The sequence below is a fragment of the Ligilactobacillus sp. JN-6 (Y).1 genome (genome assembly GCF_058111525.1).
The window spans coordinates 1651410-1667297 of the sequence record NZ_CM176599.1; the positions used below are offsets into that span (position 1 = coordinate 1651410).

At 43.4% G+C, this 15888-nt stretch carries 7 protein-coding genes, 3 tRNA genes, 3 rRNA genes and 1 riboswitch; of the genes, 10 read left to right on the forward strand and 3 right to left on the reverse strand.

Annotated elements, in window-relative coordinates; all coding sequences use genetic code 11:
• The first annotated feature begins 1 nt into the window (after position 1).
• The 10 genes from AC3XNE_RS07600 to AC3XNE_RS07645 all read left to right on the forward strand — a co-directional run bounded on the left by AC3XNE_RS07600 (position 2) and on the right by AC3XNE_RS07645 (position 12248).
• Positions 2–496, forward strand: coding sequence for an Rrf2 family transcriptional regulator (locus AC3XNE_RS07600; protein WP_489831496.1), 495 nt, complete (start codon positions 2–4; stop codon positions 494–496).
• 84 nt (positions 497–580) lie between these two features.
• Positions 581–2266 carry an acetolactate synthase AlsS gene (alsS, locus tag AC3XNE_RS07605; RefSeq protein ID WP_489831497.1) on the forward strand — a complete coding sequence of 562 codons (1686 nt, stop codon included), beginning with the start codon at positions 581–583 and terminating at the stop codon, positions 2264–2266.
• Positions 2267–2313: 47 nt separating this feature from the next.
• Positions 2314–3033, forward strand: coding sequence for an acetolactate decarboxylase (budA, locus tag AC3XNE_RS07610; protein ID WP_489831498.1), 720 nt, complete (start codon positions 2314–2316; stop codon positions 3031–3033).
• 111 nt (positions 3034–3144) lie between these two features.
• Positions 3145–3325: riboswitch (Lysine riboswitch) on the forward strand.
• Between the two features lie 206 nt (positions 3326–3531).
• A complete protein-coding gene (locus AC3XNE_RS07615) occupies positions 3532–4977 on the forward strand; it encodes an amino acid permease (protein WP_489833392.1) in 1446 nt (481 codons plus the stop codon).
• A 302-nt stretch (positions 4978–5279) separates the two neighbouring features.
• Positions 5280–6551 (forward strand): serine--tRNA ligase, encoded by a 1272-nt coding sequence (serS, locus tag AC3XNE_RS07620; RefSeq protein WP_489831499.1) that lies wholly within the window; start codon positions 5280–5282, stop codon positions 6549–6551.
• A gap of 559 nt (positions 6552–7110) precedes the next feature.
• Positions 7111–8675: ribosomal RNA gene (locus tag AC3XNE_RS07625) — 16S ribosomal RNA — on the forward strand.
• Between the two features lie 221 nt (positions 8676–8896).
• A 23S ribosomal RNA gene (locus AC3XNE_RS07630) occupies positions 8897–11820 on the forward strand.
• A gap of 90 nt (positions 11821–11910) precedes the next feature.
• A 5S ribosomal RNA gene (gene rrf, locus AC3XNE_RS07635) occupies positions 11911–12027 on the forward strand.
• The 16S, 23S and 5S rRNA genes sit together here with 2 tRNA genes alongside, the layout of an rRNA operon.
• Positions 12028–12064: 37 nt before the next feature.
• A tRNA-Gly gene (locus AC3XNE_RS07640) sits at positions 12065–12136 on the forward strand.
• A 38-nt stretch (positions 12137–12174) separates the two neighbouring features.
• Positions 12175–12248: transfer RNA gene (locus tag AC3XNE_RS07645), tRNA-Arg, on the forward strand.
• 336 nt (positions 12249–12584) lie between these two features.
• Here the strand turns inward: AC3XNE_RS07645 and AC3XNE_RS07650 are convergent.
• The 3 genes from AC3XNE_RS07650 to helD form a co-directional block, all read right to left on the reverse strand.
• The gene (locus AC3XNE_RS07650) at positions 12585–13184 is read right to left on the reverse strand and encodes a sigma-70 family RNA polymerase sigma factor (protein ID WP_489831500.1); all 600 of its coding nucleotides are present in this window, start codon (positions 13182–13184) and stop codon (positions 12585–12587) included.
• Positions 13185–13363: 179 nt separating this feature from the next.
• A tRNA-Thr gene (locus AC3XNE_RS07655) sits at positions 13364–13436 on the reverse strand.
• A 93-nt stretch (positions 13437–13529) separates the two neighbouring features.
• Positions 13530–15800 carry an RNA polymerase recycling motor HelD gene (helD, locus tag AC3XNE_RS07660; protein ID WP_489831502.1) on the reverse strand — a complete coding sequence of 757 codons (2271 nt, stop codon included), beginning with the start codon at positions 15798–15800 and terminating at the stop codon, positions 13530–13532.
• Positions 15801–15888: the final 88 nt, after the last annotated feature.

The window sequence follows — 15888 nt, forward strand, 5'->3', positions numbered from 1 at the left end:
AATGCAATTGACGAAAGGATTTGAACAAGCCGCATGTATTGTTGCTTTGCTGGCTACCCAAAAAAGAGATATCCCAGTTTCTTCAGGTGTCATTAATGAAACTTTGGGAGGGTCGGCTACATATTTGCACAAAATAATGCGTAAACTTGTGGTCGAGGGCTTGATAACTTCTGTTTCTGGAAACAGCGGTGGTTTTTCATTGGCTAAAGAGCCAGATAATATTACGTTGTTAGAGATCTATCATGCTACAGAAGGGTCAGTCGATACTTTTCCAGATCTAGGTTTTTTCGTGCGCGCCTTTAAGGATTTCCCTTCATTGGCCAAACAAGCAGATAGCGCGATCACTAGTGTTTTTCATCAAGCTGATCAACAGTGGTCAGATTACATTGGGAATACCACGGTGCAAGATATTTTGTGGCAAACGTTTAAGGTCGACGAGATCCCCTTAGTCGATTGGAATGATTTGCGTGTGGAAGATATTAAAAATTTAAATTAAATATTTGTGTTAAAGTAAAAGAACAGAGCATTACGGCTTTAAAGTCTAAGAATTTTCAGTGGATCATTAAGAGGAGTAAAAATAATGACAGAAAAAGAAAAAAAGTATTATGGTGCTGATGCAGTGGTCGATAGTTTGATCAATCACGATGTTAAGTATGTTTTTGGAATACCTGGGGCAAAGATCGATCGAGTCTTTGAAAAACTTGATCATCCGACCACTAAAAATGCGCCGCAGTTTATTTTGACTCGCCACGAACAAAATGCTGCTTTTATGGCTGCGGGTATTGGAAGGATCACGGGACAACCTGGTGTTGTGGTCACTACTTCTGGCCCAGGGGCATCTAATTTAGCTACAGGTTTGGCAACTGCTACTACCGAAGGAGACCCAGTACTGGCTTTATCTGGGCAAGTACAAAGGACTGATTTATTACGACAGACTCACCAAAGCATGGATAATACTTCTGTTTTTACTGGGATCACGAAGTATGATGCTGAAGTTCAAGATCCAGATAACATTTCAGAAGTTATCGCTAATGCTTATCAAGAAGCTGAGGGAGCAAAACAAGGAGCAAGTTTTGTTTCCATTCCCCAAGATGTGACCGATAGTGAAGTAGAAACTGATGTCTTGGCACCGATCCCTTCACCGATCTTAGGCCCTGCAAGTCCGATCGAATCTACAATGTTAGCTGCACGGATCAAGCAAGCTAAATTACCAGTTTTGTTAGTCGGGATGCGTGCTTCTGATACGCGTACTACGGATGCGATCCGAAACTTAGTACGTGATACTCACTTGCCCGTTGTCGAAACTTTCCAAGGTGCGGGTATTATTTCACGTGAATTAGAAGATGATTTTTTCGGGCGTGTTGGACTCTTTCGTAACCAACCCGGGGATAGGCTGCTTAAGGAAAGTGACCTTGTGATCGCGATCGGTTATGATCCAGTTGAATATGAACCGCGCAACTGGAATACTAATGCCGATCGAAGCATCGTGGTGATAGATTCAATGCGTGCACAATTGGATAAGAATTTCCAACCACAACGCGAGTTAGTTGGAGACATTTCACAGACATTAGAATTCTTACTGCCATACATGAAAGGTTTCAAGATGCCGGAACGATCGTTGCCTTTTTTGGCACAGTTACGTGATCAGCTCAAGTCACGAGATGAACCGCCTGCATTAGAAGAAGGGCAAGTTCGGTCCCATCCTCTTTCGGTGATCCATGCTATGCAGGCACGTGTGACAGATGAAATGACAGTGACAGTTGATGTCGGCAGTTTTTATATCTGGATGGCAAGACACTTCCGTAGCTATGAGCCGCGTCATTTACTATTTAGTAATGGTATGCAAACTTTAGGAGTGGCATTACCGTGGGCGATCTCGGCGGCATTAGTTCGTCCTAAAACTAAGATAGTATCAGTTTCGGGTGACGGCGGCTTCTTGTTTTCTGCCCAAGATCTTGAAACTGCCGTTCGCCTTGATTTAAATATCGTTCACATTATTTGGAACGATGGCAATTACGATATGGTAAAATTTCAAGAAGAAATGAAATATGGAACTCCGGCCGCTGTTAAGTTTGGACCGGTAGACTTTGTAAAATATGCTGAAAGTTTTGGTGCTAAGGGATTACGTGTAGATAAAGCGGCAAACTTAGGTAAGGTCCTTGATAAGGCATTTAAAACAGCGGGTCCAGTAGTAGTTGACATACCGGTCGATTACAGTTTCAATCATGAGCTTGGTGAACAATTGTTGGACGATCAACTGCGTTAGGTTAATAACAATGATTCGAGAATTAAGATTTAGGAGGAGGATTTATTGTGGTACAAGATTATTCTAAAGTATATCAACACGGCACATTAGCGACTTTAGTTCCTGGCTTGTTTGATGGAACTTTTCCTATTGGGGAACTCTTGAAAAATGGTGATACAGGTATCGGTACAGCCGCTGGATTAGGTGGTGAAATGATCGTTTTAGAGGGTACTCCGTATTTGGTAAAAAGCGATGGCCACATCGATGTTTTACCGGCTGAAACCTTAGTTCCGTTTGCAACTGTTCATTTTGACGATCCAAATGCGGCAGGAAGCAAGGTAGCTGACCTTGCCAAAGCAGACATAGGACAACATATTTTTAACAAAAAAGCATTGAAAAATGTTTTCTTTGCTGTCAAGATCAAGGGTAAATTTTCTCATGTTAAAGCGAGAGCAGTTGCTGCTCAAAAACGGCCTTATCCAACCTTGGGAGAAGTTGCCGATAAACAGGCGATCTTTGAAGAAAGTGCTAGCCAGGGAACGGTCATTGGCTACTTTTCACCTGAACTTTTTCAAGGTATGGCTTCTGCAGGCTTTCACTTGCATTATATAAATGATGAGAGAACAATGGGCGGACATTTACTTGATTTTACAGTAAGTGAGGGTGTTTTGACTGTCCAACCTTTCGCAAGTGTTGAACAACACTTTCCATTTGATAATAAAGAATTCATGGAACATGATTTTGAATTGGGTGAGATGGACTCTGAGATCAGACACTCTGAATCTTAAGATCCTTATTTATAAAATCTGGTCAGCATTATTTTTGTTGAGATAATAAAGATAGTATAACACTTAAAATATTTTATTTGTTATTTTTACGGTGTTAGTCTTATAATATGCAATATCGAAAAGAGGTTGCGGTTTTTATCAGTACGATGATCTAGTCGGGAAAAAGGCGGAGGTTATCTGAAAGGAAAGACCGCCGAAGTTGGCAATGATTTTCCTCGTTGGTGACTGGGGCTCAACATAAAATGTTGGGAACTGTCGTGAAGGAATACTTTCACGGGGCGCTATCGAGATGTTATTTACCGTTTTTACGGGATGATTATTGATAGGATAACGGATGACGCGGTTTTCGATTATGAAAGCTGCGTTTTTTGTTACTTTATTATTTTCTTGGTCGCCTCTTCGAATGAAAAATTTTATTTGGAGGGAACAATTTTGAAGAAACAAGATCTTTCGGGAGTTGATCAGCAGGCTGCTGAGACAAAAGAAGGAGCTAATGGTATTAAAAGGTCATTGAAGACAAGACATGTTTCGATGATCGCTTTGGGCGGAAGTATCGGGACCGGTTTATTCGTTGCTAGTGGGTCTGCGATATCAACGGCGGGGCCCGGAGGTGCTTTAGTTGCGTATATAGGTATTGGCTTAATGGTTTTCTTTTTAATGACATCTTTAGGTGAAATGGCGACTTATTTGCCAGTTACTGGTTCTTTTGCAACTTATGCCCGGCGTTTCGTGGATCCAGCAATGGGTTTTGCGATGGGATGGAATTATTGGTTTAATTGGGCGATCACACTAGCTGTGGATATTTCTACAGTTGGACTAGTTTTTAAATTTTGGTTTCCCCATGTTCCTAGTTGGGTATTCAGCTTGATTGCTCTAGTCATTATTTTCATTATTAATGCCTTATCAGTTAATTCCTTTGGGGAAGCTGAATATTGGATGGCATTGATCAAAGTAGTCACTGTCATTATTTTCTTAGTGATCGGCTTTTTGACAATTTTTGGTATCATGGATGGTCATGCTACATATTTGGAAAACTTTGTCTATAAAAAAGCTCCTTTTGTTGGTGGGATCCCTTCAATTTTATCTGTCTTTGTTGTTGCCGGTTTTTCATTCCAAGGGACAGAATTGATAGGTATAACTGCTGGTGAGTCTGAAAATCCTGGCAAAAGCATTCCCAAGGCAGTTAAACAGGTCTTTTGGCGGATAATCCTGTTCTATATTTTATCGATTTTTGTAATTGCAGCTTTGATCCCATATACCAGCCCTAATTTGTTAGGGTCTGACGCTGCAGATGTTACGATCAGTCCATTTACTTTGGTCTTTCGCCGTGCGGGATTGGCTGGTGCAGCTGGAGTAATGAATGCTGTCATCTTGACGTCTGTTTTATCTGCGGCCAATTCTGGTATGTATGCTTCGACGCGAATGCTGTTTTCATTAGGTGCTTCAGGTGATGCACCAAAGATCTTTAAACGAGTGAATACGCGTGGGATCCCGATGCCTGCTTTGTTAGGAACTGCTGCTATTGGATTGATCACTTTTGCTACAAGTATATTTGGTGATCGGATCTACAATTTTCTTGTTAGTGCCAGTGGTTTGAGCGGCTTTATTGCTTGGGTCGGGATAGCGTTATCGCATTACCGGTTTAGAAGAGCGTTTAGGGCTCAAGGTCATGATCTTTCTGAACTTAGTTATCATGCCAAGTGGTTCCCATTTGGTCCCCTGTTAGCCTTAATTTTATGTATCCTGGTGATCCTTGGACAAGATCTAGACTCTTTTGCCCACTTTGATTGGCAAGCTATACTATTTTCGTACATGTCAGTTCCTCTATTTTTGGTCTTATATATTTATTATAAAGTCAAACACAAGACCAAATTGATACCTTTGGAGGAAGTCGATTTAACCCCACATGAATTTATAGCAGAAAAAAAAGGTAATGAGTCTTGAACTTTTTAAAACTTTCGCTTATATTTAAGTTAATCGAATAAATAAACGTCATATACATCTTAAGTAAGCATTAAAGAGACATAGTGGCCGGTGGAAACTGTGAAGCTGAAATTCCAATGTATTTTTTGATGGGCAGGTAATGCTGCACGGGAAACCGTTATTCAGTAGCGTGCGAAGTAATATTCGAACTTGGGTGGTACCGCGAAATAAGAAAGCCTTTCGTCCCAATTGTGGGATGAAAGGCTTTTTTTTAACGAACGAAGTATTTTTCGAAATTTAGTAAGTACTAGGAGGAATGTATTATGTTAGATGTGAAAATGATCAGACAAAGACCGGATGAAGTTAAACGCCGTTTGGGCACTCGTGGTGTTGCTCCTGAAGAAATTGATAATTTGCTGACCGAGGATAAGGAACGTAGGGAGTTACTAAGCCAAACTGAACAGTTAAAGGGACAGCGTAACGAAGTCTCGGCACAGATCGCACAAGCTAAACGCAATAAAGAAGATGCTTCACCTGCAATTTCTAAAATGCGCGCAGTTGGTCAACAGATCAAAGAACTAGATGAACAAGCTGACCATGCTGTGGAAGTAGTTAATGACATGGCCGCGCGTTTACCTAATTTACCTAACGAAAGTATTCCGGTTGGGCCAGACGAAAATTCTAACGTCGAGTTAAGGAAGGTTGGGATACCACCTAAGTTTGATTTTGAGCCCAAAGCACATTGGGATATTGGTGAAGATCTAGATATTTTAGATTTTGAACGCGGTGCTAAGGTTTCTGGTGCACGTTTTGTTTATTACAAAGGTTTAGGTGCGAAGTTAGAAAGAGCTCTATATAATTTTATGTTGGATGAGCATGAAAAAGAAGGATATACGGAAATGATCACTCCGTATATCGTGAATGACGCTTCAATGTTTGGGACGGGACAATTTCCTAAGTTTAAAGAAGATGTTTATCAGATACAAGGACAAGAGATGACAATGATCCCAACTGCTGAGGTTCCATTAACTAACTATTATCGTGGAGAAGTGATCCCCGATGAGAAGTTGCCAGTCTATGTGACTGCGTTAAGCCCATCGTTTCGTTCTGAAGCGGGTAGTGCTGGTCGTGATACTCGTGGCTTAATACGTATGCATCAGTTTAATAAAGTTGAGATGGTAAAGTACACTAAGCCAGAAGACTCATATGATGAATTGGAAAAAATGACCGCTAATGCAGGTAGTATCATGGAAAAACTCGGGTTGTCTTATCATGTTATCACGTTATCGACGGGGGATATGGGTTTTAGTGCCGCTATGACACATGATCTAGAGGTTTGGATGCCCGCTCAAAATACTTATCGTGAGATCTCCAGTTGCTCTAATACCGAGGATTTTCAGGCAAGACGTGCACATATTCAGTACCGTGACGAAAATGGTAAATTGAATTTTGTGCATACCTTAAATGGTTCAGGACTTGCTGTTGGCCGGACAGTGGCTGCCGTGTTAGAAAATTATCAAAATGCAGATGGATCAGTTACGATACCAGAAGTACTTCGCCCATATATGAATGGTGTTGAAAAAATCACTAAATAATTTTTGTAACTACTTAAATGGTTTTAGAGAAATTCTATTTTTTATTTAAGTAGTTTTTTTGTTATTAATGTTCAAAAGATATTTAAACCAGAAATGAGATCAAACATTTTAATGCGAACTTTGTAGTTAATTGTTTTATTTTTTAGATTAAAAATCGCTCATTCGTACTGTTTTTTTGTAGTAAAATTCGTCATTTAAATAGTGATGGAAATAATTAAAAAAAGTATTGACGGTCAGTCTGATGCTTGGTATGATTGTCTTTGTTGTTCGAAAGGCAAGTTTCGTTTTTTTGCTTTTTAGTCGGGCAGAAAAGTTTTTATTGACTTTAGTCAGGTTAATTGGTATTATTAATTGGTTGTTTCCGCTTTTGTTGGTAAAATTCATTGTAAATGATTTTGACAAGGCGAAGCAATTAGTGATATACTTAATAAACAAGTAGATCTTTGAAAACTGAACAAAGTTTCGACAAATCAAATGTGTGAGGTCGCTTATCCTAATGATAAGTGCAAACAACATTTGCGAAGTCAATTCGCTAGTAAAATTTATGAGTCACAAACTTTAAAATGAGAGTTTGATCCTGGCTCAGGACGAACGCTGGCGGCGTGCCTAATACATGCAAGTCGAACGCAAACTGCCGACACTGAATGCTTGCATTCAGCGTTGGCAGGGCGAGTGGCGAACGGGTGAGTAACACGTGGGCAATCTGCCCAAAAGTGGGGGATAACACTTGGAAACAGGTGCTAATACCGCATCGACCGGCTGACCGCATGGTCGGCCGGGTAAAGACGGCTTTTAGCTGTCGCTTTTGGATGAGCCCGCGGCGTATTAACTAGTTGGTAAGGTAACGGCTTACCAAGGTGATGATACGTAGCCGAACTGAGAGGTTGATCGGCCACATTGGGACTGAGACACGGCCCAAACTCCTACGGGAGGCAGCAGTAGGGAATCTTCCACAATGGACGCAAGTCTGATGGAGCAACGCCGCGTGTATGAAGAAGGTCTTCGGATCGTAAAATACTGTTGTCAGAGAAGAACACGGGATAAAGTAACTGTTGTCCCGCTGACGGTATCTGACCAGCAAGTCACGGCTAACTACGTGCCAGCAGCCGCGGTAATACGTAGGTGGCAAGCGTTGTCCGGATTTATTGGGCGTAAAGGGAACGCAGGCGGTCTTTTAAGTCTGATGTGAAAGCCTTCGGCTTAACCGGAGAAGTGCATTGGAAACTGGGAGACTTGAGTGCAGAAGAGGAGAGTGGAACTCCATGTGTAGCGGTGAAATGCGTAGATATATGGAAGAACACCAGTGGCGAAAGCGGCTCTCTGGTCTGTAACTGACGCTGAGGTTCGAAAGCGTGGGGAGCGAACAGGATTAGATACCCTGGTAGTCCACGCTGTAAACGCTGAATGCTAGGTGTTGGAGGGTTTCCGCCCTTCGGTGCCGCAGCTAACGCACTAAGCATTCCGCCTGGGGAGTACGATCGCAAGATTGAAACTCAAAGGAATTGACGGGGGCCCGCACAAGCGGTGGAGCATGTGGTTTAATTCGAAGCAACGCGAAGAACCTTACCAGGTCTTGACATCTTTTGACCATCTGAGAGATCAGCATTTCCCTTCGGGGACAAAATGACAGGTGGTGCATGGCTGTCGTCAGCTCGTGTCGTGAGATGTTGGGTTAAGTCCCGCAACGAGCGCAACCCTTATTGTCAGTTGCCAGCATTCAGTTGGGCACTCTGGCGAGACTGCCGGTGACAAACCGGAGGAAGGTGGGGATGACGTCAAGTCATCATGCCCCTTATGACCTGGGCTACACACGTGCTACAATGGACGATACAACGAGTCGCGAGACCGCGAGGTTCAGCTAATCTCTGAAAGTCGTTCTCAGTTCGGATCGTAGGCTGCAACTCGCCTACGTGAAGTCGGAATCGCTAGTAATCGCGGATCAGCATGCCGCGGTGAATACGTTCCCGGGCCTTGTACACACCGCCCGTCACACCATGAGAGTTTGTAACACCCAAAGCCGGTGCGGTAACCAGTTGGAGCCAGCCGTCTAAGGTGGGACAGATGATTGGGGTGAAGTCGTAACAAGGTAGCCGTAGGAGAACCTGCGGCTGGATCACCTCCTTTCTAAGGAAAAATTACGGAAACTCACACGATTTGTACAGAAACTTTGTTTGGTTTTGAGAGGTCTACTCTCAGATCCGTTCTTTGAAAACTGAATAACATTTATTTCTTGATCAATAATTTTATTAAACCGAGAACACCGCGTTTGAAAGAGTTTCAAACAAGAATTCAAAAATGAAGTAGTAAACGCAAACTCATGACCCATTTATCTACGATAAATGTCAGGTCAAGTTAGGAAGGGCGCATGGTGGATGCCTTGGCACTAGGAGTCGATGAAGGACGTGACTAACTGCGATATGCTTCGGGAAGCTGTAAGTAAGCAATGACCCGGAGATCTCCGAATGGGGCAACCCGATGACTGTAACGAGTCATGATCGCTGGCTGAATACATAGGTCAGGCGAGGACAGACGCAGGGAACTGAAACATCTAAGTACCTGCAGGAACAGAAAGAAATATCGATCCCCTTAGTAGCGGCGAGCGAACGGGGGACAGCCCAAACCAAGAAGCTTGCTTCTTGGGGTTGTAGGACTGGACATTTGAGTTAGCAAGAAGCACTGTAGCTGAACGGCTTGGGAAAGCCGGCGAAACAGGGTGACAGCCCCGTAAGCGAAACAGTCCTTCCTCAGTCCAGGATCCTGAGTACGGCGGAGCACGTGAAACTCCGTCGGAATCCGGGAGGACCATCTCCCAAGGCTAAATACTGCCTAGTGACCGATAGTGGACCAGTACCGTGAGGGAAAGGTGAAAAGTACCCCGGGAGGGGAGTGAAACAGTTCCTGAAACCATGTGCCTACAATTAGTCAGAGCCCGTTAAGGGGTGATGGCGTGCCTTTTGTAGAATGAACCGGCGAGTTACGTTAACGTGCCAGGTTAAGGTGGAAAGACCGGAGCCGCAGCGAAAGCGAGTCTGAACAGGGCGACTGAGTACGTTGACGTAGACCCGAAACCAAGTGACCTACCCATGTCCAGGTTGAAAGTGCGGTAAAACGCACCGGAGGACCGAACCCGTGTATGTTGAAAAATGCTGGGATGAGGTGTGGGTAGCGGTGAAATTCCAAACGAACTTGGAGATAGCTGGTTCTCTCCGAAATAGCTTTAGGGCTAGCCTCGGGAGTTAAGGATCGTGGAGGTAGAGCACTGTTTGGACTAGGGGCCCGTCTGGGGTTACTGAATTCAGATAAACTCCGAATGCCACTGATCTTGTCCCGGGAGTCAGACTGCGAGTGATAAGATCCGTAGTCGAAAGGGAAACAGCCCAGACCACCAATCAAGGTCCCTAAATATGTGTTAAGTGGAAAAGGATGTGGGATCGCACAGACAACTAGGATGTTGGCTCAGAAGCAGCCACCATTCAAAGAGTGCGTAATAGCTCACTAGTCGAGTGATCCTGCGCCGAAAATGTAACGGGGCTAAACACATTACCGAAATTGTGGATCCGACCGTCAGGTCGGGTGATAGGAGAGCGTTCTAAGGGCGCAGAAGCCGGACCGTGAGGACCGGTGGAGCGCTTAGAAGTGAGAATGCCGGTATGAGTAGCGCAAGGTCAGTGAGAATCTGACCCACCGTAAGACTAAGGTTTCCTGGAGAAGGCTCGTCCTCCCAGGGTCAGTCGGGACCTAAGCCGAGGCCGCAAGGCGTAGGCGATGGGCAACAGGTGGAGATTCCTGTACTGGACCGGTCTGTTTGAGCGATGGAGGGACGCAGGAGGCTAACGGAGCGTGCAGCTGGAAGTGCACGTCCAAGCAGCGAGTTGCAGGACGAGTCAAATGCTTTTCCTGGCGGAAGATGAGCTGTGATGGGGAGCGAAATTTAAGTAGCGAAGGAAGTCAGGTCACACTGCCGAGAAAAGCTCCTAGCAAGGATCGGTCCACCCGTACCGCAAACCGACACAGGTAGTCGAGGAGAGTATCCTCAGGTGAGCGAGTGAACTCTCGTTAAGGAACTCGGCAAAATGACCCCGTAACTTCGGGAGAAGGGGTGCTGGTCTGACGACCAGCCGCAGTGAATAGGCCCAGGCGACTGTTTATCAAAAACACAGGTTTCTGCAAAATCGTAAGATGATGTATAGGGGCTGACGCCTGCCCGGTGCTGGAAGGTTAAGAGGATGAGTCAGCGTGAGCGAAGCTCAGAATCGAAGCCCCAGTAAACGGCGGCCGTAACTATAACGGTCCTAAGGTAGCGAAATTCCTTGTCGGGTAAGTTCCGACCCGCACGAAAGGCGTAACGATCTGGGCACTGTCTCAACGAGAGACTCGGTGAAATTATAATACCCGTGAAGATGCGGGTTACCCGCGACAGGACGGAAAGACCCCATGGAGCTTTACTGTAGCTTGATATTGGGTGTTGGTGCAACTTGTACAGGATAGGTAGGAGCCGTAGAACACGGGACGCTAGTCTCGTGGGAGGCAGTGGTGGGATACTACCCTCGTTGTATGAACACTCTAACCCGCGCCGGTTGATCCCGGCGGGAGACAGTGTCTGGTAGGCAGTTTGACTGGGGCGGTCGCCTCCCAAAAGGTAACGGAGGCGCCCAAAGGTTCCCTCAGAATGGTTGGAAATCATTCGCAGAGTGTAAAGGCAGAAGGGAGCTTGACTGTGAGACTGACAAGTCGAGCAGGGACGAAAGTCGGGCTTAGTGATCCGGTGGTCCCGCATGGAAGGGCCATCGCTCAACGGATAAAAGCTACCCTGGGGATAACAGGCTTATCTCCCCCAAGAGTCCACATCGACGGGGAGGTTTGGCACCTCGATGTCGGCTCATCGCATCCTGGGGCTGTAGTCGGTCCCAAGGGTTGGGCTGTTCGCCCATTAAAGCGGTACGCGAGCTGGGTTCAGAACGTCGTGAGACAGTTCGGTCCCTATCCGTCGCGGGCGTAGGAAATTTGCGAGGATCTGTCCTTAGTACGAGAGGACCGGGATGGACACACCGCTGGTGTACCAGTTGTCTTGCCCAAGGCAGCGCTGGGTAGCTAAGTGTGGTCGAGATAAACGCTGAAAGCATCTAAGTGCGAAACTCACCTCAAGATCAGATTTCCCATTCCTTTCTGGAAGTAAGACCCCTGAGAGATGATCAGGTAGATAGGATGGCAGTGGAAGTGCCGCGAGGCATGGAGCGGACCATTACTAATCGGTCGAGGACTTGACCACAGAGTGGCGCAGGACTCGGTAAAAGCAGCGAGCAAGGATGAATGTTAGTCAGTTTTGAGGGAGCGGATCTCTCAAAGAAAGAAATACGAGTGCGGTGGTGCGGGCACGAAGGCTACACCTGTTCCCATGCCGAACACAGCAGTTAAGCTTCGTCACGCCAAGAGTAGTTGGGGGATCGCCCCCTGTGAGGGTAGGTAGCTGCCGCGCTTGTTTTTAGGTACTGAGTTTTCTCGGTATCTTTTTTGCGGAAGTAGTTCAGTGGTAGAACATCACCTTGCCATGGTGGGGGTCGCGGGTTCGAATCCCGTCTTCCGCTTCGCTGGAAGCCCCAGTGAAGCACATTATAAAAATTATGCACCCATAGCGCAATTGGATAGAGTGTCTGACTACGAATCAGAAGGTTGTAGGTTCGACTCCTACTGGGTGCATTTTTTATTAGGTTCGTTGAAGAAAAAATTATTAGAAATGAAAAGGGAGCTTCAAGCTTTATCTTACTGGCTATGCAAAGCAGTAAGGTAGGGCTGAAGCTCCCTTTTGTTAAGAGAATAAGTCTTCAACTTTAGACGTCGTTAGTTCGTCACAAATGCGAAAGTTAATATGAGCGATAAAGTAGTTGAGGAGATAATGACTAGGGTAATAATTGCGAGATACGTACTGATTTTAAAGGATTCTTCACGGCTGAAAATAAGACGCGGATCTTTACCGCGGAAAAACACAAATTTACGTTATGGTTGCAGCTGGTTTTGAATAAATTCAAATGTATTTTAACTATATAGTAGCTTCTTTGTCTTCTTCTTACAGCGGCTTGTCGCGCTATAAAGCTTTTTGTAGGAAATATTTAGTTTACTTGCGATGACTTCTTTAGAGTAGGGGTTTGGATTACAATACATTTGCATGACTTCATATTCCAAGTCTGAAAGAACGTTTGGCAGCCTAGCTAGATCCTCTTCGAGTAAAAGTTGTCTATCTGGAGCTAAATTAGTAAGATCTGGACCCAGATAACCACTTCCTTTTTCGGTCACTAACGATTCAAAAGAATTCGCAAAAAGGTCAAAATGACGTTTTTTTGCAGCTTGATTACGTAAAAGTGTGAGGAAATAATTTGTCAGATTTGCTTTAAAAAAGGACCCAAAAGGAACGTTTCTATCCGGCTCAAAATCTTGAACACTTTCGTAACAAATCATCATTGCTTCAACTTGAAGGTCATCGAAGTCATAATAACGAAAATTGAAAGCATTGATCGTAGAAAACACTAACGGACGATACTTCTGAAAAAGTATCAGTAGTGATAAACTTTCAGGGTCCGCTAAGATATCCGTAATTAACTCAAGATCATCGACAACAGGTTTTTTATTTTCGGTCATACTAATACCTCTATTCCTATGAATTAATGGAGCAGTATTAATTGTGACACCGATTATAAATTTCTAAAATAAAGCGCTTTATTTCGAACAAGAAAAAGCCAAAAAATAAAAAATAACCTAGCCATCACAACGAGTGTAATAACTAGGTTTATTCTATAAAGCTGTTTATCAAAAAATGAAGCCGTTTGCCGGATTTGAACCGGCGACCCCCACCTTACCATGGTGATGCTCTACCTGCTGAGCTAAAACGGCGTGCAATTATCAGTACCTAAATAGTATATTATATACATTTAATAATTGCAATACTCAATAAAAAAATCAAATTTTGCTACAAAGAACTTCTAGTTACTTAAGTGCTAGGGTTCGTTCGACACTATAAAGATTTGGATCCATTTGTTTGATCAACGGTGAAAATTCGCCGATGCTGATCAATACTAATTCATGCATCGCACGCGAACAAATAGTATATAAGATACCTCGTTCGTCTGTGGTCGGATATTCCTCTATCGAAACATTATTGACCACCACACTGTCAAATTCGAGCCCTTTTGCTAAATAAATTGGCAGGATCGCGATCCCCGAAGGTAGAGTACGATCTGATTCTTCAAGCAAAGTTACGGGCAAAGAACGGTGTAGTTTTTCGTAAATATACTTACTTTCAGCGACATTTTTAGTAATCAAAGCAACCGACGAATACTTTTCAGAAGATTTTTTCAAGTGAGTATATAAGGCTTTTAAAGCTGACTCTTCGTTTGATACTTGGCAGATCAAAGGGCGGTCTCCAGGCCTGTTGAATGCTTGAATAGAATCTCCTTCAGGTAGCATGGCTTTCATAAAGTCTGTGATCTGCTTGGTTGAGCGATAACTCTTATTCAATAATTTCAGGTTACTATGGCGAGCCTGTAATGTTTTAGACAAGCTCGTCAGCATTTCTTGCGGGCGTTTGGGATCTGAGTACAAGGCTTGCTCACTATCACCGAGTAAAGTAAGTTTGGCTGTGGCAAAAACGTGCTTTAAATAAATCATTTGTGCTAGCGTATAGTCTTGCATTTCGTCGATGAAAAGATGGGCGATGCTATGATTTTGACCACTGTCGGTCAATAGATCCCTTAGTAATAGCAGCGGAGCACAATCATCTACTGCAATTCGATGATATTCTAAGTTTTGTGAGTATTCACAAAATGACTTTGGAAGTTCTTTTTTTAAGAATGCACCATATTGTTCGTAGTCGTCAAAGAAAAAGTTATTGTACAATGCGTCAAAGATCATGGCATATTGTTTTTTAACGATTTGTTGTCCAAGGTATGCTTGTTCCTCGTCATAAGACTCAAAGCTTTCTTTGTTCTCTTCTCCAAGTAATTCATGATATTGTTCATCACTAAGATCTTCGAGCATGTTTTGAACTTCTTGACTAGTAGCTTTTTTACCCACCAATTTTTTCAGCTTCTTAAGTAGGCTCTTTTTCAATGCGTTGAATCGATGTGCTAAAGTCATATTACCCGGAAAGCTAGTATATATTCGACGGATCTCGTCTTTAGAAAAAATTGTTTGACCATCTAAAGCTATATCTGTAAAACAGATCTCATTGACTGGTAAATTGTTGACATATCTTTCAACAGCTTGCATAAACTGTGGTGATCTTTTGTACTCATCAAGGCTGCTTTGCTCGTCTGACAAGTCGTCTGCCTTTTCGTAATGTTCAAACAATGACTCAACATTCAAACCTTGTAAACGGCGTGAGAAAAATTCAAGCAGAGTCACCTGTCGCATATTTTTTTCGCCCAGGCTTGGAAGAACATCAGAGATATACCGACTAAATAATAAATTAGGTGAAAAAAGTACGATTTGGTCGGCATTTAATGTGTCACGACTATGATACAAAAGAAAAGCGATACGTTGTAAAATGGCGGAAGTTTTACCGCTGCCAGCAACCCCTTGAACTAACAAAAGGTCACTTTTGGTATCTCTAATTATATCATTTTGTTCTTTTTGGATAGTAGCGACAATATTTTTCATGTATTCATCACTATGTTCATCTAAAACACTCTGTAAGATCTCGTCGCCTACAGTTTCATTGGTGTCAAACATATTTTTAATGACCCCGTTGTTGATCTTAAACTGTCTTTTCTTAAGCAGGTTCGTTTCTTGTAAGCCTGCAGGGGTTTCATATTCTACGTCACCTAAAGTACCGTTATAATATACAGAAGAAATCGGCGCACGCCAGTCATAGATCAAAAAGTTTTGCTGGTCATCGTTTAAAGAAGCCGTACCGATATAGAGTGTTTCTTTTTCGTCGCCAGGGTCTTGAATATCGATCCGTCCAAAATAAGGAGTTTTTTCTAAGTCAGCGAGAGTATTCAACTGTTCTTTTAAAATTTGTTCAGTTTGAACGTTTTTGGCAACTAATTGCTTTTGTTGTTGGATCTCAGCATTAGTTTCCATGCGGTCGTCAACTTCGGTCGTGTTGACTTTTGCGTTTTGGACGTAGTTTTTCTCAACTGACGATGTTTCTTCATGCGCCTTTTTATATTCTTTATCTGTCTGTTTTAGTTGTTTTTTTATTTCGGTGATAACTTGATCCACACGCTTTTGTTCTATTTGTCTTTCGTTTTTCATGGATGCAGATCCTTCCTTTTTCGAGATGTGTTTATTTCCGCGACAAATATCAGCTTGCAAATAGGACAAGCTGGTTAAACGTGTATTT

Excerpts from the sequence above, each read along its gene's own strand:
- AC3XNE_RS07600 (WP_489831496.1), top strand. The coding sequence starts at position 2 with ATGCAATTGACGAAAGGATTTGAACAAGCCGCATGTATTGTTGCTTTG.
- alsS (WP_489831497.1), top strand. The coding sequence starts at position 581 with ATGACAGAAAAAGAAAAAAAGTATTATGGTGCTGATGCAGTGGTCGAT.
- serS (WP_489831499.1), top strand. The coding sequence starts at position 5,280 with ATGTTAGATGTGAAAATGATCAGACAAAGACCGGATGAAGTTAAACGC.
- AC3XNE_RS07650 (WP_489831500.1), bottom strand. The coding sequence starts at position 13,184 with ATGACCGAAAATAAAAAACCTGTTGTCGATGATCTTGAGTTAATTACG.
- helD (WP_489831502.1), bottom strand. The coding sequence starts at position 15,800 with ATGAAAAACGAAAGACAAATAGAACAAAAGCGTGTGGATCAAGTTATC.